Genomic DNA, 19,618 nt, shown 5'->3' on the forward strand with positions numbered 1-19,618 from the left:
CCTTGCAGTAGAGCTGTTCGAGCTGTTGCCGGGCGTGTCGAGTCTAATGTTCCGCCCCTGCGGGCCGTGCCGAGGCCGTGCGTCATACGTCACGCAATCGGCTGTACCCAACTTGTGCCACACCTACGACACGACTGTGCCCGGCACCTTTCGAAGGCGCCGGGCAGCAGAGGGTTCGTACTAGGCGCGACCCGCCGTCTTCTGGGTCTTGCGGGTCACCGCGTCGATGACCACCGTGGCCAACAGCACACCACCGGTGATCATGTACTGCACCGGAGAGGCGATGCCCTCCAGCGCGAGCCCGTACTGGATCGACACGATCACCAGCACACCGAGCAGCGCGTTCCACGTCCGCCCGCGTCCGCCGAACAGCGACGTACCGCCGATCACCGCCGCGGCGATCGCGTTCATCAGCAGGTCACCGCCACCGGCGCCCTGGTTCGCCGCCGCGATCTTCGACGCGATGAACAGACCGCCCACCGCGGCGAACGTCCCGGAGATCGCGAACACCGAGATCCGGACCAGCTCGACGTTGATACCGGCACGCCGGGAGGCCTCGACGCTGCCGCCGAGCGCGAACACCTTCCGGCCGTACGCGGTGCGCCGCAGCACGAAGTCCGTGACCAGCAGCACCACGATGAAGATCACCACGGCCAGCGGCAGGCCCTTGTACTGGTTGAAGACGATCGCGACGGCGAACGCCACGATCGCCAGCAGCACCGTGCGCAGCACGGTCTCGCTCAGCGGCCGCGACGGCACGCCCGCGGCCTCACGGCGCCGGTTGCCGAGGAAGGAGCTGAGGAAGTACCCGGCGGTCACCACGGCGGCCAGTCCGTACGCGGCGGCGACGTCCGAGAAGTAGTAGCTGGTCAGCTGGGCCACGACCCCGTCGGGGTCGAGGTTGATCGTGCCGTTGTCGCCCAGGATCTGGAGCATGAAGCCGTTCCAGAAGAGCAGACCGGCCAGGGTGACGGCGAACGCGGGGACGCCGATCTTGGCGAAGAAGAAGCCGTGCACCGCGCCGGCGACCGTGCCGGTGAGGATGGCCAGCACGAAGGCCAGCCACTCGTTCATGCCGTTGGTGACGTTGAGCACGGCGAAGCTCGCGCCCGCGACACCGCTGACCGAGCCGACCGACAGGTCGATCTCGCCGAGCAGCAGCACGAACACGATGCCGACGGCGATCATGCCCGTGCCGACCATGGCGACGGACATGTCGGACAGGTTGCCCGCGGTGAGGAAGTTGGAGTTCAGGCTCGTGAAGATGATCCAGATGACCGCGAGGCCGATGACGACCGGGAGGGAGCCCAGGTCACCGGACTTCATCTTCCGCTTGAACTCGGTGACGTATCCGGCGAGGCCCTGCTCGCGCACCAGCAGCCGGGGGTCGACGACCGTGACGGCGGCCGCGGCCGCCTCGGGGTTCTCCACGACGTGGTCCTCGGGCGTGCCCGAGGCCGTCGAGGTCTTGTCGATGCTCACTTCTTGATCTCCCCATTGGTGCGCGCCGCACGACGGGTCACGGCGTTGTCCGTGGCGCCCGTGATGGCGGAGATGATCTCTTCCTGCGAGGTCGACTTGACCTCGAAGACGCCGTTGTTGCGCCCGAGGCGCAGCACGGCGACCTTGTCGGCGACGGCCTTGACGTCGGCCATGTTGTGGCTGATGAGGATCACGGCGTGGCCGCGCTCGCGCAGCCGCTCGACGAGGTCGAGGACCTGCGCGGTCTGCTCGACACCGAGGGCGGCGGTGGGCTCGTCGAGGATGACCAGCTTCGGCTCGCCGAGCATGGACCGGGCGATGGCCACGGTCTGGCGCTGGCCGCCGGAGAGCGAGGCGATCGGGATGCGCACGCTGGGGATGCGGATCGACAGCGTGTCGAGGAGCTCGCGGGAGCGGCGCTCCATCTCCACCTCGTCCAGGACGCCGCGCTTGCGGATCTCCCGGCCCAGGTAGAGGTTGCCGACGACGTCGATGTTGTCGCAGAGCGCGAGGTCCTGGTAGACGGTCGCGATGCCCAGGTTCTGGGCGTCGTGCGGCTTGTTGATCTGGACGGACCTGCCGTCCCATTCGATGACGCCCTCATCGATGGGGTGCACGCCGGCGATCGTCTTGACCAGCGTGGACTTTCCGGCGCCGTTGTCGCCGACCAGGGCGACCACCTCACCGGCGTGGACCTCAAGCTCTACGTCGGTGAGCGCCTGTACGGCACCGAACCGCTTGGAGACCCCGCGCAACGCCAGCACGGGCGTAGCGGACACGTGAACCATCTCCTTCGCCGCCTGACCCGGCGGGAGGTTGTGCAGAAGTGTGGGAGGAGTGATCCGTCCGGCGCCCCGCATAGCTTGCGGGGCTGGTAGGGCGGGGCGCCGGAGGAGACTCGGGGCAGCGTGTCCCGCACGGGCGGTACGGGAGCCCGGACGCGGACTCCCGTACCCCTCAGGGGACCTGACGGCTGCTTACTTGAGACCGATCTTGTCGCAGGCGGCCTTGTACTTGGCCGTGCAGATCTCGCTCACGGTGTAGATGCCGTCCTTGATGACGGTGTCCTTGATGTTGTCCTTGGTCAGCGAGACCACCGGGACCAGGACGGAGGGGATGGCCTTGGTGGTCGGGCTGTCGACCTTGTCCTTGGCGATCGAGTCGAGCGACTTGCCCTGGGCGAGGGCGACGGCCATCTCGGCCGCGACGTCCGCCTCCTGCGGGTAGGGCTTGTAGACGCTCATGTACTGCTCACCGGTGACGATGCGCTGCACGCCGGAGAGTTCGGCGTCCTGGCCGGTGACCGGGACGTCGGAGATGCCGGCCGCCTTCAGGGCGGTGATGATGCCGCCCGCCATGCCGTCGTTGGCGGAGTAGACGCCGACGATCTTGTCCTTGCCGAGGGCGGAGATGGCGCCCTCCATGTTGGCGTTGGCGTTCTCCGGCTTCCACTCCTTGGTGTCGTACTCGCGGCCGATCTTCACCTTGCCGTCGAGGACGGAGTGCGCGCCCTGCTTGAACTGGGCGGCGTTCGGGTCGGTGGAGGACCCGTTCATCATGACGATCTGGCCGTCCTTGGCCTTGTCGCCCAGGGCCTTCAGCAGGGCCTCGCCCTGGGTCTTGCCGACGGTGACGTTGTCGAACGAGGTGTAGGCGTCGATCGGGCCCTCGGCCAGGCGGTCGTAGGCGACGACGGGGATGCCCGCGTCCTTGGCCTTCTTCACCGAGCCGGCGATGGCCTTGGAGTCCACCGCGTCCACGATCAGCACGTCGACCTTGTTGGTCACCATCGTGTCGACTTGCTGGTTCTGCAGGGTCGCGTCCTGCTTGGCGTTGGCGTAGACGACCTCGCCCTTGCCACCCGTGAGCTCCCGGACCTTCTTCTCGATGAGCGGCCGGTCGAACTTCTCGTAGCGGGCGGTCGCGTTCTCCGGAAGGAGGAGACCGACCTTGATGTCGTCGCCCTTCTTGGCGGACCCGGTGGAGTCGGCGTTGTCGCCGGACTCCTTGGCGCTGCCACAGGCAGCAAGCGAAACGGCCATCGCGCCGGCGGCAATGGCGACGGCGGCACGACGCATACGCGTGTTCACTTCAGAAACCTCCCTGACGAGGCCGCGACATTGCGGCCGAGGTGGCTGGAAGTCAACTCGGCCACACGTGCGACGTCAAGAAGTAAATCCTTAACGAGATGGCAACGGTGCCATCCGTTCTCTAAGTGAAGGCAGGGGTCGCCGTCTGCAGCGCCCCAACGGCGGTCCCGTCCAAAAGTGTTGAATCGCCCATCTCGCTGAGCGCGAGAGCGAGCGCTCCGAGCACCTCCGCACGGCCGCCGAGGGCCCCGGGGAGAACGGACAGCTGGCGCGCCGCACTGGGGATGGCGTAGCGGCCGACGGACTCCCGGATCGGCCCGAGCACCAGTTCACCGGCCTCGGCGAGATCACCGCCGAGGACCACCCGGCTCGGGTTCAGAAGGTTGCAGAGATTGGCCACTCCACTGCCGATGTGGCGGCCGACGTCGGCGATCACCCGACGGCAGCCCGGGTCTCCGTCCCGCGCGAGCCGTACGACACCTTCCATGGTCAGGTCGGTGCCGTGGCTGGACTGGAGGAGCGGGAGCACGTAGCGCGCGGCCGCGAAGGTCTCCAGGCAGCCGCGGTTGCCGCAGCGGCAGACCGGGCCGGATTCGTCGAGTGTAATATGTCCTATTTCTCCAGCGGTGCCGCCGGGGCCCCGGTAGATCCTGCCGTTGATCACCAGGCCGGCGCCGACACCGCTGGCGACCTTGATGTACGCCAGGTCGCGGACGCCCCGGCCGCTGCCCCAGACCATCTCGCCGAGGGCGCCGAGGTTGGCGTCGTTGTCGACGTGCACGGGGACGCCGAGGCGGCCGCGGAGCTCCTCGGCGGGATTGGTGCCGGTCCAGCCGGGGAGGATGGCGGTCGAGCCGAGGGTGCCGGACTCCACGTCGATCGGGCCGGGGACACCGAGGCCGACACCGGCGATCTTGGAACGGTCGACGCCGGTGGCCTCCATCAGGCGGGTGACCAGTTGTTCCGCGCGGTCGAAGCCCTGGGTCGACGAGGCGTCGACGTCCAGTGGCTCGGACTCCTCCGCCAGGACCTGGTGGGCGAGGTTGCCGATGGCGACGCGGAGGTGGGTGTGGCCGAAGTCGACGCCGATGACGATGCCGGCGTCGCCGCTCAGCGACACGCTGCGGGCCCTGCGGCCGCCTGCCGAGGTGGGGGTGACCTCGACGGTTCCGCTGTCCTTCAGCTCGCGGACGATGTTGGAGACCGTCGCCGCGGACAGGCCTGTGGTCCGCGCGATCTCGGCCTGGGTGAGGGAACCCGCCAGGCGCACGGCTCGTACGACCCGCTCCAGGTTGGCTCGGTGCAGTGACGACTGCGACCCCGGAGTCTCCACGACGACCTCCTGCGCACGGGGCCGCTTCGATGAGGCCCCGTCTATGTCCAACTAGTGAACTCTAAGCTGAGCCGTTCGGGTTGCCTCCCGTCAAGAGGTTGAACTGATTCCGGGGTGTGCGCGGGTCGTTGCGGAGCGCTATGCAGGGGTACGCGCTTTCTGCCTGCGGCGGCCTGTGCGGCTGGGTGGGGGCTTGTGTCGCGCCTACTCGCCGGGTGGTGGGTCGGGGCCGCGCCGGGGGGTGTCCGTCCTCGGAACGGCGCGATGGGGTCGCGTACCGACTCGCTGTTCGTTGACGCGCCAACCGCTGCGGGCGGACACCCCCCGACACGTCCCCTTGCGTACGACGGCGGCTGCGGGCGCGTCTCGCCTGCCGCCGCAGACCCGCCGCCGCGGGGCCCGCCGCCTGGCTGCGGGCCACCAGTCCCGCTCAGCTGCGGGCATGCGTGCCGCTAGGGGCGGCACGGGTGGGCGCAGCGGCACCTCGTCGCGCCGAGCTGCGCTCCCACCCGGCCTCAGCCTCGACCGGCCCCGGCTACTTCAGCGCCCCCGCCGTCAACCCCTGCACCACCTGCCGCTGGAAGACGATGTACGCGGCGAGGACCGGCAGCATCGCCATCACCAGGCCCGCGAACAGGCCCGACCAGTCGCCCTTGTAGCCCTGGCTGACGGCCAGCTGGACCAGGCCCTGGGTGAGGACGCGCTTGTCGGGGTCGGTGTTGAGGACCGTGGGGAGCATGTACTGGTTCCACTGGCCCAGGAAGTTGAAGATGCCGACGCTGACCAGGCCCGGCTTGGCCATGGGCAGCATGATCTGGAAGAACGTGCGGCTGTGGGACGCGCCGTCCACGAAGGCCGCCTCGGCGATCGACGTCGGCAGCGTGCGGAAGAACGCCGTCAGGAAGAACACCGTGAACGGCAGCGAGTAGGCGATGTAGACCAGGATCAGGCCGTGGATGGTGTTCAGCAGGCCCATGTTGTTCACGACGTAGAACAGCGGGACCAGCGCGAGCATGATCGGGAAGCTCATGCCGCCGATGAACAGGTAGTAGATGAACCGGTTGCCCGGGAAGTCGAAGCGGGCCAGGACGTAGGCCGCCATCGAGCCGAGGACGAGCGTGCCGATGAGCGAACCGCCGACCACGAGGACCGTGTTGAGGAAGTAGTCGCTCATGTTGGCCTGGGTCCACGCCCGCGACCAGTTGTCGAAGTGCAGCGAGTCGGGGAGCGACCAGGGCGAGCTGAAGATGGAGCGGTCGTCCTTGAAGGACGTCATGACCGCCCAGAGCAGCGGCATGACCACCATGATCGCCCAGATGACCAGGACGCCGTGGGAGAAGACGTTGAGGACTGTGCCCTCTTTCTTCTCCTTCGGGGGCGGGGGCGGCGGCGCGTCCGTCTTGGTGATCGGCGCGCCTGACTCGGCCGGGAGCGGGGCGGGGGTCTCGGTCGTCTTCATGGAATCAGTACTCCAGCCGCTCGCGACGGCCCAGCCGCATCACCACGGCGGCGAAGGCCAGCGTGACGACGAGCAGGGCGACACCGATGGTGGTGGCGTAGGCGGCCTGCCCGTCCCGGAACGCCTTCTGGTACACGTACAGGACCATGACGGTGGTCGAGTAGTCGGGACCGCCCGGCCCGGTCGTCATGATCTGCACGACCGCGAACGACTCGGCGCCCAGGGCGAGGATGCCCATGTAGACCCAGCCGGACTGCACGGTGTCCCACAGCAGGGGCAGGGTGATGCGGAAGAACGTGGTGAACCGGCTGGCGCCGTCCAGCAGCGCCGCCTCGTACATCTCCGCCGGGATGGAGGCCATGCCGGCGGAGAAGAGGACCACGAAGAAGCCGACGGTGGACCAGACGAGGACCGCCATCACGGCCCAGAGCGCCAGGTCGGGGTCGCCGAGCCACAGCGGCTGGACGTTGTCGAGGCCGATGCCGCGCAGGATCGAGTTGATCGCGCCGCTGTCCGGGTTGTACGCGAACGCGAACAGCAGCGCGACGATGGCGATCGAGAGGACCTGCGGGAAGAAGTAGACGATTTTGTAGAAGGAGGAGCCCCGGACACCGGTGACGACCGGGCCGTTCCGCCTCTTTCTGCCGCCTACGTTGATCATGAACGCGAAGAACAGCGCCAGGCTGATCGTCACCACCGGCAGCAGGAGCGCGAACAGCAGGCTGTGCTGCAACGACTTCCAGAAGATCTCGTCGTCGAGCATCCGGCTGTAATTGTCGAAACCGACCATCTTGAATTCGGGACTCAGGCCGGTCCAGTCCGTGAACGAGTAGTAGATGGACTGGATGAACGGCCAGACCACGAAGAGCGCGTACAGTCCCAGGGGCAGCGCGAGGAAGCCCACGATGAACCGGTACTTGCCGTGCTGCATCGCCACTCCGGTGCCGTTGCGGAAGAAGAATTCCGGTGCCGTTACTGGTGCTTGTAGTGCTTGATCGAGGTGTCCTTGGCGGTCTCGTCGGCGAAGCCCTGGATCTTCTTGATGGCCTCGGCGGGAGTGAGACGGCCGGCCATCATCTCGCCCAGGCCGGACACACCGATCTTCTCCTTCTGCAACTGGACGTACCAGTCCTGCATACGCGGGTTCACCACGTTCTCGCCCGCCTTTTCCAGGGCCGCGACGCCCGACTTGAGACCGGGGGTGAGGGCGATTCCGTCGGTGCCGCCGTTGTACGCGGTCAGCGACTTCACCTTGCTGGTGAAGTTCTTCGAGGACGCCTCGCTGAGCATGATGCGCAGCTGCTCCATGCCGCCCTCGGCGTTCTTCGCCTTGGCCGGCACGATGAAGGGCTCACCGCCGGAGGCCCAGATGGTGCCGAAGGGCATCTTGTCGGAGGAGTCGATGCCGGTGGGCGCGGAGACGGCCAGGTCGAAGTCCTTCGGGATGACGTTGGCCGACTCGTTCTCCACCCAGGAGCCGTTCGGGATGAACAGCGCCTTGCCCTGGGCCCAGGCGGTCTGCGACTGGATGTGGTCGAGGCCGGGGGTGCCCTTGAGGACGTAGCCCTTCTTGTAGAGCTCGTAGTACGCGTCGAAGCAGGCCTTGACGGCCGGGTGCTTCCAGGCGTTCGGCTCCAGGTTGTCGATGGCGTCGAGGACCTCGCGGCCGCCGACCTTGCCGATCATCGGGTAGAGGGAGAAGGGGAGGTAGTACGGGTATTTGCCCGCGTACGTCCAGCCCGCCATGCCCTTCTTCTTGGCCTTCTCGCAGACCGCGAGCATCTGGTCCCAGGTCTCGGGGTACTGCTCGTCGAGCGAGTCCAGCGCCTTCTGCGAGTACCAGACGCCGTAGACGGTGTAGGCGTAGTAGAGGATCCAGACCTTCTCGCCGTCGAACTGGCCCATCTCGACGATGCCGGGGCGCAGCGTGTCGCGGACCTTCTTGTTCGGGTCGTCGTAGGAGGGCGCGTCCAGCAGCGGGGTGAGGTCGGTGAGCTGGTTCTTGCCGACCAGGACGCCCATGTCCATCTGCTCGGCGCCGGAGTTGTCGATGAGGTCCGGCGGGGTGCCCTGGTTGAAGCGGGGCTGGAGCGTGGACTGGATCTTCTGGGTGGCGGAGAACTTCACCTTCACCTCGGGGAAGTTCTTCTCGTAGATCTTCACGGCGTCCTCGGCGTACTCCTTGCCGAAACCGCCGTCGAACAGCACGAATTCCATGCCCGCGGTGTCGTTGACGCCGAGCGGGTTCTTCGCGGTCTTCTTGCCGGCCTTGGCCTTGTCGCCGCTGTCGCCGCCGCCGCTGCTGGCGCAGGCGGACAGGAAACTCATCGTGGGGACGGAGATCAGCCCGAGCGCGGCGGACCTTTTGATCAGATCACGGCGACCGACACCCTCGGTGCCGTGGTTCTCGGCGGAAGTGGATCCCATGCTCAAGTCCTCGCCTTCTCCAGGACTCAGGCGGTGAACCGGATCCTTCCCGGCACCGCGATCGGGTCAAGCTGGGTCGTGCAGGAAAGTGCGGGTGCTGACGTGCGGGCGCTTACGTGCGGGCACTGACGTGCGGATCGTGTGAAGCGTCCGACAGGTATAGTCCACTTCCCGCCAGCGGATCAAGATCGAACACAAGGTTGGCCACGGGTCTTATCCGAGTTGAGACCTCGCGGAAGTATGAGCGGCCTGCGTGTTCTCCGGCGGAAAAATCCCGGTCGTCGCCCCCGAATGCCACAGGCAACACCCTTGACAGTCCTGACCACTTGGGCAACTACTGGTCCTTGCGCATCGAAATTGACAACGTTGTCCACTGCGCAGGGAGGGTACCCGTTGATGCAGCGGAAAGCTCGGCACAGATGGGGTGCGGCGGTCGTGTCGGCGACCGCCTTCGCTTTGGCCCTGGGCTCACAGGGCGTCGCGGTCGCACTGCCCCAAGCCCCCGAGACCCCCGACCGGAAGTTCGCGTCCTCCTTCGAGGCGGACGACCCGGTTCCGGACTGGCAGAACACCGTCGACACCGCGCCGGACGGCAGCAAGCGGGCCTCGGGCGTGGACGGCGGCTACAGCAGCGGCATACCGGGCAACGTCACCGACCACGTCACCGACGTCCGGGCCAGTGCCGAGAACACCGGCGGCGGCGAGGTGAAGGAGAATCTCGTCGACGGCGAGCCGAGCACCAAGTGGCTCACCTTCGAGCCCACCGGCTGGGCCGAGTTCGAACTGGATAAACCGGTCAAAGTGGTGCGTTACGCATTGACGTCGGCCAACGACCACGACGAACGGGACCCGAAGGACTGGACCCTGAAGGGTTCCGCCGACGGCACGGACTGGCAGACGCTCGACACCCGCTCGGGCGAGTCCTTCCCGGAGCGGTTCCAGACCAGGACGTACGACCTGGCGGAACCCGCCGAGTACCGGCACTTCCGGCTGGAGGTCACCGGCAACAACGGTGGTGACCTCCTCCAGCTCGCCGACCTCCAGCTGTCCACGGGCGGCGGTGACGGGCCCGTCCCGCAGGACATGCTCTCCCTCGTCGACCGCGGGCCGAGCGGCTCCCCGACCGCGAAGGCGGGTGCCGGGTTCACCGGAAAGCGGGCCCTGCGGTACGCGGGTCGGCACACCGCCGACGGGCGGGCGTACTCGTACAACAAGGTCTTCGACGTGAACGTGGCCGTCGGCCGGAACACGCGGCTGTCGTACCGGATCTTCCCGTCGATGGCGGACGGCGACCTCGACTACGACGCGACCAACGTCTCCGTCGACCTCGCCTTCACCGACGGCACCCGGCTGAGCGAGCTGCGCGCCACCGACCAGCACGGCTTCCCGCTGACCCCGCGGGGGCAGGGCGCGGCGAAGATCCTCTACGTCAACCAGTGGAACAACGTGGTCGCGCGGATCGGGTCGGTCGCGGCCGGGAAGACCGTGGACCGGATCCTGGTGGCCTACGACTCCCCCAAGGGCCCGGCGAAGTTCCGCGGCTGGCTGGACGACGTGACCATCGACTCCGTCGCGCCCGAGCGGCCGAAGGCGCATCTGTCGGACTACGCGGTGACGACCCGCGGCACCCACTCCAGCGGCGGCTTCTCGCGGGGCAACAACTTCCCGGCGACGGCGGTGCCGCACGGCTTCAACTTCTGGACGCCGGTGACGAACGCGGGTTCGCTGAGCTGGCTGTACGACTACGCGCGTGCGAACAACGCCGACAACCTGCCGACGATCCAGGCGTTCAGCGCGAGCCACGAGCCGAGCCCCTGGATGGGCGACCGACAGACCTTCCAGGTGATGCCGTCCGTGGCCACCGGCGCCCCGGAGTACGGGCGGGAGGCGCGGGAGCTGGCTTTCCGGCACGAGAACGAGATCGCGCGGCCGTACTACTACGGGGTGCGGTTCGAGAACGGGCTGAAGGCCGAGATGACGCCGACCGACCACGCGGCGGCCCTGCGCTTCACCTACCCCGGTGACGACGCGAGCGTCCTCTTCGACAACGTGACCGACCAGGCGGGGCTGACCCTCGACAAGGAGAACGGGATCGTCACCGGCTACTCGGACGTGAAGTCCGGGCTGTCGACGGGCGCGACCCGGCTGTTCGTCTACGGCGAGTTCGACAAGCCGGTGACCGAGGGCGACTCCAGCGGCGTCAAGGGCTACCTGCGCTTCGAGGCCGACGACGACCGGACCGTCACCCTGCGGCTGGCGACCTCGCTGATCAGCGTCGACCAGGCCGAGGACAACCTGCGCCAGGAGATCCCGGAGGGCCGGTCCTTCGAGGCGGTGAAGAAGAGCGCCCAGCGGCAGTGGGACCGGCTGCTCGGCAAGGTCGAGGTCGAGGGCGCGACGCCCGACCAGCTGACGACGCTCTACTCCAGCCTGTACCGGCTGTACCTGTACCCGAACTCGGGGTTCGAGAAGGTCGACGGGACGTACCGGTACGCCTCACCCTTCTCCCCCATGCCGAAGCCGGACACCCCGACGCACACCGGCGCGAAGATCGTCGACGGCAAGGTGTACGTCAACAACGGCTTCTGGGACACCTACCGGACGACCTGGCCCGCGTACTCCTTCCTGACCCCGTCGCGGGCGGGTGAGCTGGTCGACGGGTTCGTGCAGCAGTTCAAGGACGGCGGCTGGACCTCCCGCTGGTCCTCCCCCGGCTACGCCGACCTGATGACGGGCACGTCGTCGGACGTGGCGTTCGCGGACGCGTACGTCAAGGGCGTCGACTTCGACGCGAAGGCGGCGTACGAGGCGGCCGTGAAGAACGCGACGGTCGTCCCGCCGAACTCGGGCGTCGGCCGGAAGGGCATGGCCACCTCGCCGTTCCTCGGCTACACGAGCACCGAGACCCACGAGGGCCTGTCCTGGGCGCTGGAGGGCTACCTCAACGACTACGGCATCTCCCGCATGGGCCGGAAGCTGTACGAGGAGACCGGCGAGCGGCGCTACAAGGAGGAGTCGGAGTACTTCCTGGACCGGGCCCGCGACTATGTGAACCTCTTCGACGAGAAGGCCGGGTTCTTCCAGGGCCGCGACGCGAAGGGCGACTGGCGGGTCGAGTCCGCGAAGTACGACCCGCGGGTGTGGGGCCACGACTACACCGAGACCAACGGGTGGGGCTACGCCTTCACCGCCCCGCAGGACAGCCGGGGTCTGGCCAACCTGTACGGCGGGCGCAGGGGCCTCGCCGACAAGCTGGACGAGTACCTCTCCACCCCGGAGACCGCCTCCCCCGAGTTCGTCGGCTCCTACGGCGGTGTCATCCACGAGATGACCGAGGCGCGCGACGTGCGGATGGGCATGTACGGGCACTCCAACCAGGTCGCCCACCACGCCCTCTACATGTACGACGCGGCCGGGCAGCCCTGGAAGACGCAGCAGAACGTCCGCGAGGTGCTGTCCCGGCTGTACACCGGCAGCGAGATCGGGCAGGGCTACCACGGTGACGAGGACAACGGCGAGCAGTCGGCCTGGTTCCTGTTCTCCGCGCTCGGCTTCTATCCGCTGGTGATGGGCAGCGGCGAGTATGCGATCGGCTCGCCCCTGTTCACGAAGGCGACCGTGCACCTGGAGAACGGGCGCGAGCTGGTCGTGAAGGCGCCGCGCAACAGCGCGCAGAACGTCTACGTGCAGGGGCTGAAGGTCAACGGCCGTACGTGGTCGAAGACTTCGCTGCCGCATTCGCTGGTCGCCAAGGGCGGTGTCCTGGAGTTCGACATGGGTCCGAGGCCGTCGTCCTGGGGCACGGGCAAGGATGCCGCGCCCGTGTCGATCACCCAGGACGACGAGGTGCCGGCGCCGCGCGCGGACGTGCTGAAGGGTGAGGGTGCTCTGTTCGACGACACGTCGGCGACGGACGCGGCGGTGACGTCCGTGGACCTGCCGGTGACCGAGGGCGCCGAGGCGGTCCAGTACACGCTGACGTCGTCGGCGGACCGGGCGAAGGCCCCGGCCGGCTGGACGCTCCAGGGCTCCTCGGACGGTGAGACCTGGCGGACGCTGGACCGGCGCTCCGGGGAGTCCTTCGCCTGGGACCGGCAGACCCGCGCGTTCTCGGTGAGGTCGCCGGGTACGTACGAGAGGTACCGCCTGGTCCTCGACGGCGAGGCGACCCTGGCGGAGGTCGAACTGCTCGGCTGATCACGTGAGTTGGGGGTCTCATGCCGCTTCCCGTGCCCGTCCTGCCCGAGGGTGTCGACCCGGCCTGGCTGCCGCCCGCCGCCTTCCGGGCGGTCGGCGGCCGGCGGACGCTGATCCGGGGATCGGGTCCGCTGGTGGAGACGGTGCACGGGGAGGTGGCCGAGGCCTGCCGGCGGTTCGGGGGCCGGGTGGTGCGGGACGCGTCGGACGACGGCCCGTACGACCTGGTTCTCGGCCTCGACGCGGACGGCCTCGGCGACGAAGGCTTCACGCTCGCCCGCGAGGGCGGCACGACGACCGTCACCGCCTCCGGTGGGCGGGGGCTGCTGTACGGGCTGTTCCACGTGGTGCGGCTCGGGGAGGCGGCCTTCACCGGTGAGCGGTCACGGCGGACGCATCGCCCGGCGCTCGCCCTGCGCATGCTCGACCACTGGGACAACGTGGCCGTGCACCCGGTCATGGGGCAGGTGGAACGCGGCTACGCGGGTGGCTCGCTGTTCTGGGAGGACGGCCGGGCGCGCGGCGACCTGGAGCGGGTGCGGGCGTACGGCAGGCTGCTGGCGGCGTGCGGGATCAACGCGATCTCCGTGAACAACGTCAACGTGCACGCGACCGAGGCGCGGCTGCTGACCGACCGGATCGGTGACGTGGCCGCGATCGCCGGGGCGCTGCGGCCGTACGGCATCCGCACCCACCTGTCGGTCTCCTTCGCCGCGCCGCTCCTCCTCGGCGGGCTGCCCACGGCCGATCCCCTGGACGGGGCCGTGCGCGCCTGGTGGGCCGAGGCGACGCGGCGGGTGTACGAGGCGATCCCCGACTTCGGCGGATACGTGGTGAAGGCCGACTCGGAGGGGCAGCCGGGGCCGTTCGCGTACGGCCGCAGCCATGCCGACGGCGCCAACCTGCTGGCGGCGGCGCTGGAGCCGTTCGGCGGCACGGTGCACTGGCGGGCGTTCGTCTACGACCACCGCCAGGACTGGCGGGACCGCACGACCGACCGGGCGCGCGCCGCGTACGACCACTTCGTGCCGCTGGACGGGCGGTTCGCCCCGAACGCGGTGCTCCAGGTGAAGCACGGGCCGATGGACTTCCAGGTGCGGGAGCCCGTCTCGCCGCTGATCGGGGCGATGCCGCGCACCCGGCTCGCGGTGGAGTTGCAGGTCACCCAGGAGTACACCGGGCAGCAGCGGCACGTGTGCTGGCTGGGGCCGATGTGGAGCGACGTGCTGGGGTTCCCGATCGAACCGGGTGCGTCGGTCGGGGAGTCGGCGCGGGGCGGGCTGGTCGCCGTGTCCAACGCGGGCGACGACCCGTTCTGGACCGGGCACCCTCTCGCCCAGGCCAACCTGTACACCTTCGGCCGGCTGGCCTGGCGGCCGGACGCCGATCCGGGCGCCGTCCTCGACGAGTGGATCGGGCTCACCTACGGGCCGGGACCGGCGGCCGGGCTGCACGCGGTCCTGGACGGTTCGTGGCGGACGTACGAGAAGTACACCGCTCCCCTGGGCGTGGGATTCATGGTGCAGCCGGGGCACCACTACGGGCCGAGCGTGGACGGGTACGAGTACAGCCCGTGGGGCACGTACCACTTCGCCGACCGGGACGGGGTCGGCGTCGACCGCAGCGTGGCGACCGGCACCGGGTACGCCGGGCAGTACGGCAAACCGTGGGCCGAGGTCTACGAGTCCGCGGACAGCTGCCCCGACGAGCTGCTGCTGTTCTTCCACCACGTGTCGTACGCCCACCGGCTGACGAGCGGGAAGACGGTGATCCAGCACATCTACGACACGCACTTCGAAGGGGTCGAGGAGGTGGAGGCGGCCCGGGACGTGTGGGCCGGGCTCGTGGACCTCGTCGACCCCGCGCGCCACCGGCGGGTGGCGGAGCTCTTCGAGGAGCAGCTCCGCAGCGCCCGCGAGTGGCGCGATCAGATCAACAGCTACTTCTTCCGCAAGTCGGGTGTGCCCGACGCACACGGGCGCCGCATCTACTGAAGGATCGCCACGCCCAGGGGGTCGAGGACCAGGGGTTCGCCCCGGTCCACCCGCTTGCCGGTGAGCAGGTCGGTGGCGGTGGTGTGGGCGGTCAGGCGGGCCGGTTCGGGGGCGTGGTTGAGGAGGAAGAGCAGGCGGGTGCCGTCGGGGGCGACCCGGGTGGCGGTCTCCACCGCCGGGTGCGCGGCGTAGGGGCCGAGCAGGTCGTGGCGGGCCAGGATGCGGCGTACGACCTGGTCGACGCCCGGCTGGTCGAGGGCGGTGGCGACGTACCAGGCCTCGCCGGCGCCGAACGGGTGGCGGGTCACGGCCGGGGTGCCGGCGTAGAAGTCGGTGCCGTAGGTGGCGACCGGTTCGGCGCCGCGCGGCAGCACGATCTCGAAGACGAGCCGGGCCTCGGTCCCCAGTTCGGGGACGGGCTGGGTGAACTCCGGCGGCCGGGCGTCCCATTCGTCCACGCGGACACCCATGAGGGGTGCGAGCGGGCCGGGGACGTCGGTGGGGAAGGCGCGGTCGTGTGCGTCGACGCGGCCGGAGAGGAAGGTGGCGAGGACCGTGCCGCCGCGTGCGGCCACGGCTTCGAGGCGGGTGGCGAGGTCGCCCTTGACCATGTGGAGGGCGGGGGCGAGGACGACGTCGTAGGGGGTGAGGTCGGCGGTCTGCGGGACGACGTCCACGTCGGCGCCGGCCGCGCGGGCCGCCCGGTAGTGGGCGTGGACCACGTCCGGGTACTTCACCAGCCGGGACGGGCCGTCGGAGATCTCCAGGGCCCACCAGCTGTCCCAGTCGAAGAGCAGGGCGGTGCGGGCCGGCGTGCGGGCGCCCAGGGTCCGGTCCCCCAGGGCCTCCAGCTCCCTCCCCAACTCGGCGACCTCGCGGAAGACGCGGGTGTCGTCGCGGCCCGCGTGGCCGATGACCGCCCCGTGGTACTTCTCGCAGGCGCCGCGTGAGGCCCGCAGCTGGAAGTAGAGGGCGGCGTCCGCGCCGTGGGCGATCGCCTGGAAGGTGGCGAGGCGGAGTTCGCCGGGGCGCCGGAGCGGGTTGACGTCCCGGCAGGCGGTGGTGGACGGAGTCTGCTCCATCAGCCAGAAGGGGGCGCCGTCCTTCAGGCCGCGCATCAGGTCGTGGGCGAGGGCGGGCCGGGTCGGCGGGGCGTCCAGGGGCGGGTAGTTGTCCCAGGAGGCGAAGTCGAGGTGCGGCGCCCAGCGGTGGTAGTCGAGGGGGCGAAAGGTGCCCATGAAGTTGGTGGTGACGGGCGTGTCCGGGTCGTGGGCGCGGATCACCTCCTTCTCGGCCAGGAAGCAGCCGAGGAGGGCGTCGGTGGTGAACCGGAAGTAGTCGAGGGTGATGCCCTGGAAGGCGGTGTGGTCCGGGCCGCGCCAGTGCTCGGTGAGGGCGTTCGGGGGCTCGATCTGGTCCCAGTCGGTGTAGCGGTGCGACCAGAAGGTGGTCCACCAGGCGTCGTTCAGGGCGTCGAGGGTGCCGTGCCGGTCGCGGAGCCATGCCCGGAACGCCTCGGCGCACAGGTCGCAGTAGCAGGCGCCGCCGTACTCGTTGTTGATGTGCCAGGCGAGCAGGGCCGGGTGGTGTGCGTACCGTTCGGCGAGGCGGGCGGCGAGCGCGGTGGCGTGCTCGCGGTACGCCGGGGAGCTGGGGCAGAAGGTGTGGCGCTGGCCGTAGCGGTGGCGGCGGCCCTCGAAGTCGGTGCGGTTGACCTCGGGGTGCAGCTTGGCGAGCCAGGGCGGGAGGGCGGCGGTGCCGGTGGCCAGGCAGACCCGGCGGTCCTCGGCGGCCGCCCGGTCGAGGATGCGGTCCAGCACGGTGAAGTCGTAGGTGTCGGGGGCGGGTTGGGTGAGGGACCAGATGAAGACGCCGACGGTGAGGGTGTCGATGCCGGCCCGTGTGAACAGGCGGTGGTCCTCGTCCCAGACCTCCTCGGGCCACTGCTCGGGGTTGTAGTCGCCGCCGTACGGGATCCTCGGGGTGCGGGGCGCGGTCATGCGGTGAACTCCTCCTGGGTCTCGGTGATCACCGAGCGGCTGCCGTGCAGCAGGGACAGCAGCAGCGGGGCGGCCAGCAGGGCGGGCAGGGCCTCCGTCAGCAGGGCGGTCAGCGCGGCCGTCAGGACGAGCAGGGAGGCGGCGGCGAGGGTGGCGCGGCCGTGCCGGAGCAGGAAGTACCCGGCGAGGCGGGCGGTGTCCCGGGCGCGGAAGGTGAAGAGCGAGGTGAGGACGAGGGCGTGCGCGCCCCAGAGGAGGGAGCCGGCGCCGATCACGGCGAGCAGGACCGCCCACCAGCCGGGCAGGCCGGTGGCGGTGAAGTGGGTGAGGGTGAACGCGATGACCGTCAGCCAGGCGAGCAGGGGGGTCCACAGTTTCAGCGCCGGCCCGGCGTTGAGCCGCAAGCCGCGCAGGTAGGCGCGGGCCGGGTGCAGTGCGGTGAGGTCGCGGCTGCGGTGGTGGAGGGCGTGGAGCGCGGCGGACAGGGCCGGTCCGAGGGGCAGCAGGCACAGGGCCGCGAGGGGGAGGTTGGCCGGGTCGGGGCCGAGCAGGAACAGTCCGGCCAGGCCCGGGGAGGCGGTCAGGAGCAGCAGCGCCTCGACGGTCAGGACGGTGTGGATCAGGGCGGAGGCGCGGGAGAGGGTCCCGGTGCCGAAGTCGGAGGCCCGCGCGGTGCTCATGCCGGCGCCTCCCGGCCGAGCGGGCGCCGTTCGTCCCACCGGGGCGGGGGCTCCTCGTCGACCGGGGTGGGCTCGACGAGCGGGACCTCGTGGCGGCTCAGGGTGAGGGGCAGGTCGGCGCGGCCGTCCTGGGCGGTCGGCCGCCGGTGGGTGCGCGCGGGCTCGGCGGCCCCGCGCGGGGTGTCGAGCCGTCCCGGGTCCTGGTGGTCGCGGCGCGGGGCGAGGCCGAGGCGGCCGGTGCCGGCGCGCTGGTGCCAGGCGTCGGTGAGCCGGCCGCTCGGCGAGTCGGGGACGCGGATCACCCGTTCTCCTTCTTGAACCGCTCGTACGCCTTGTTGTGCAGGTCGACGAACTGCTGCATGTTCTTCGACTTCAGCTCGGAGACGTAGGCGTCCCACTCGGACAGCGGGCGCTTGCCGAGCACGAACCGGAGGGTGTTCTGGATGACGGTGTCCTTCAGCGGGGTCTCCCAGAGGGTCGCCTGCTCCTGCTCGAAGGACTGCAGCGGGTGGGCCGGGTCGATGGGCAGCTGCTTGCGCTGGGCCATGGCGTCCTGGAACTTCTTCTCGTCCGGGCTGAACATCGAGGAGACCAGCTCCCAGCTGCCGCCGTAGGCGAAGACGCCGTTGTAGAAGCCGAAGTCCTTCTGCATGTCCTTCGGGGCGTCCGGGTCGGAGCCCATGAGGCTGATGCCGGGCTTCAGCTCGTACCGGCTTCCCGACCGGGTGTAGGTGACGCCCTCGACGCCCCAGCGGGCCAGTCGCTGGCCCTCGTCCGAGTACCAGAGCCAGTCCACGAACTGCATCATGGCGACGAAGCTGTCGCTCTTCAGGGCCTTGCTGGAGATCATCAGGCCGTTCTCCAGGCGGCTGCCGCCCAGCACCACGGGTCCGGCGGGCCCGATCGGCACCGGGACCATCTCGATCTTCGCGCCCTTGACTTGCTTCTCCAGGTTGTAGCGGTAGTTCTGCACCAGCTCCTGCGGGTTGGCGCTCATCGCGTAGCACTTCTCGGCGAGCAGTTTCTGCACGGCCTGGTCGTCGGTCTGGCTGAAGCTCTCGGGGTCCATGAGCTTCTCGGCGACGAGCCTGCGGAGGTACTCGACCATCCGGCGGTAGCCGTCCTGGGCGCCGGTGAAGACGTACTTCTGCGCCTCGTGGTCGAAGCTGATGTTGTCGTAGGTCCAGCCGGCTCTGACGCCGAAGGCCTGGCCGAGGTAGCTGAACAGGGCGCCGCAGGGGAACGGGGTGTTGGTGCTCCAGCGGTCGGAGAGGGGGTACTTCCCGGGGTACTCCTCTTTGAGCGCCTTGAGGACGTCGTACACCTCGTCCCAGGTGGTGGGCAGGCCGAGGCCGTGCCGGTCGAGGACGTCCGTGCGGAAGGACAGCGAGTAGCCGGGCTTGGGCCTCTCGTGCAGGCCGGGCAGCAGGTAGTACTTGCCGTCGGACTGGCGGATGGAGTCGAGTTCGGGCTCCAGCTTCCACTTTCGGACCTTGTCGCGGAAGTTGGGCATGAGGTCGACGTAGTCGCTGACGGCGAGGATGGCGCCGGAGGAGACGAAGGCGACCTCGGAGGGGTGGTACGTCTTGGGGATGATGAACGGGGCGTCCCCGGCGCCGATGAGGACACTGCGCTTCTTCTCGTAGTCGGCGAGCGGGACGTCGACCGGCTTGAGGGTGACGCCGGTGCGCTTGGTGACCTCCTTCCAGAACCGCCAGCCGCTCTTCATCGGATACACGGGGTTGTTGTTGTGCAGCACGGAGAAGGCGAGCGGCTCGGACGCCTTGAACTGTTGTCCGGCCCGGTAGTTCTTCATGGCGCCGTTCTGCTTCTTCGACAGGTCCTTCGTGTCGCCGCCGTCGTCCCCGCTGCCGCAGCCGGTGACCGTGGCGAGTCCGATGAACCCGGCGGCGGCGAGTATCTGGCGCCGCGACAGCTGTCCTGCGTTCTGCACGG

General features: G+C 69.3%; 13 protein-coding genes. 2 read left to right on the top strand and 11 right to left on the bottom strand.

All coding sequences use genetic code 11. The features are described from left to right. Nucleotides 1-180 precede the first annotated feature (180 nt). The 7 genes from ACSUPV_RS09355 to ngcE form a co-directional block, all read right to left on the bottom strand. A complete protein-coding gene (locus tag ACSUPV_RS09355) occupies nucleotides 181-1,482 on the bottom strand; it encodes a sugar ABC transporter permease (protein ID WP_031119097.1) in 1,302 nt (433 codons plus the stop codon). Next, entirely contained in the window at nucleotides 1,479-2,270 is a 792-nt protein-coding gene (locus tag ACSUPV_RS09360; RefSeq protein WP_031119096.1) for an ATP-binding cassette domain-containing protein, read from the bottom strand. The genes ACSUPV_RS09355 and ACSUPV_RS09360 overlap by 4 nt, the downstream gene beginning before the upstream one ends. Before the next feature lie 189 nt (nucleotides 2,271-2,459). Then, the gene (locus ACSUPV_RS09365) at nucleotides 2,460-3,560 is read right to left on the bottom strand and encodes an ABC transporter substrate-binding protein (protein WP_037758951.1); all 1,101 of its coding nucleotides are present in this window, start codon (nucleotides 3,558-3,560) and stop codon (nucleotides 2,460-2,462) included. 133 nt (nucleotides 3,561-3,693) lie between these two features. Further along, nucleotides 3,694-4,905 (bottom strand): ROK family transcriptional regulator, encoded by a 1,212-nt coding sequence (locus ACSUPV_RS09370; protein ID WP_031119093.1) that lies wholly within the window; start codon nucleotides 4,903-4,905, stop codon nucleotides 3,694-3,696. Between the two features lie 535 nt (nucleotides 4,906-5,440). Beyond that, entirely contained in the window at nucleotides 5,441-6,364 is a 924-nt protein-coding gene (locus ACSUPV_RS09375; protein WP_037758949.1) for a carbohydrate ABC transporter permease, read from the bottom strand. A gap of 4 nt (nucleotides 6,365-6,368) precedes the next feature. Next, entirely contained in the window at nucleotides 6,369-7,295 is a 927-nt protein-coding gene (locus tag ACSUPV_RS09380) for a carbohydrate ABC transporter permease (RefSeq protein WP_031119091.1), read from the bottom strand. A 41-nt stretch (nucleotides 7,296-7,336) separates the two neighbouring features. Next, nucleotides 7,337-8,791, bottom strand: coding sequence for an N-acetylglucosamine/diacetylchitobiose ABC transporter substrate-binding protein (gene ngcE / locus ACSUPV_RS09385; RefSeq protein ID WP_031119090.1), 1,455 nt, complete (start codon nucleotides 8,789-8,791; stop codon nucleotides 7,337-7,339). Between the two features lie 396 nt (nucleotides 8,792-9,187). Here ngcE and ACSUPV_RS09390 point away from each other — a divergent pair, with 396 nt between their 5' ends. Further along, nucleotides 9,188-12,988, top strand: a complete 3,801-nt coding sequence (locus ACSUPV_RS09390) for a GH92 family glycosyl hydrolase (RefSeq protein WP_436947288.1) — start codon at nucleotides 9,188-9,190, stop codon at nucleotides 12,986-12,988. Between the two features lie 20 nt (nucleotides 12,989-13,008). Beyond that, a complete protein-coding gene (locus ACSUPV_RS09395; protein ID WP_436947289.1) occupies nucleotides 13,009-14,982 on the top strand; it encodes an alpha-glucuronidase in 1,974 nt (657 codons plus the stop codon). Here the strand turns inward: ACSUPV_RS09395 and ACSUPV_RS09400 are convergent. Genes ACSUPV_RS09400 through ACSUPV_RS09415 form a run of 4 tightly spaced genes read right to left on the bottom strand, consistent with a single transcriptional unit; the run spans nucleotide 14,976 to nucleotide 19,616 of the window. Then, nucleotides 14,976-16,982, bottom strand: coding sequence for a beta-galactosidase (locus ACSUPV_RS09400; RefSeq protein WP_382610654.1), 2,007 nt, complete (start codon nucleotides 16,980-16,982; stop codon nucleotides 14,976-14,978). The genes ACSUPV_RS09395 and ACSUPV_RS09400 overlap by 7 nt on opposite strands. Continuing rightward, nucleotides 16,979-17,662, bottom strand: a complete 684-nt coding sequence (locus ACSUPV_RS09405; protein WP_031119083.1) for a hypothetical protein — start codon at nucleotides 17,660-17,662, stop codon at nucleotides 16,979-16,981. The genes ACSUPV_RS09400 and ACSUPV_RS09405 overlap by 4 nt, the downstream gene beginning before the upstream one ends. After that, the gene (locus ACSUPV_RS09410; RefSeq protein WP_037758946.1) at nucleotides 17,659-17,964 is read right to left on the bottom strand and encodes a hypothetical protein; all 306 of its coding nucleotides are present in this window, start codon (nucleotides 17,962-17,964) and stop codon (nucleotides 17,659-17,661) included. The genes ACSUPV_RS09405 and ACSUPV_RS09410 overlap by 4 nt, the downstream gene beginning before the upstream one ends. After that, nucleotides 17,961-19,616 carry an ABC transporter substrate-binding protein gene (locus tag ACSUPV_RS09415; RefSeq protein WP_031119082.1) on the bottom strand — a complete coding sequence of 552 codons (1,656 nt, stop codon included), beginning with the start codon at nucleotides 19,614-19,616 and terminating at the stop codon, nucleotides 17,961-17,963. The genes ACSUPV_RS09410 and ACSUPV_RS09415 overlap by 4 nt, the downstream gene beginning before the upstream one ends. Nucleotides 19,617-19,618: the final 2 nt, after the last annotated feature.

Origin of the sequence: Streptomyces sp. SudanB52_2052 (assembly GCF_964272415.1) — a bacterium.
Taxonomy (GTDB): Bacteria; Actinomycetota; Actinomycetes; order Streptomycetales; family Streptomycetaceae; genus Streptomyces; species Streptomyces olindensis.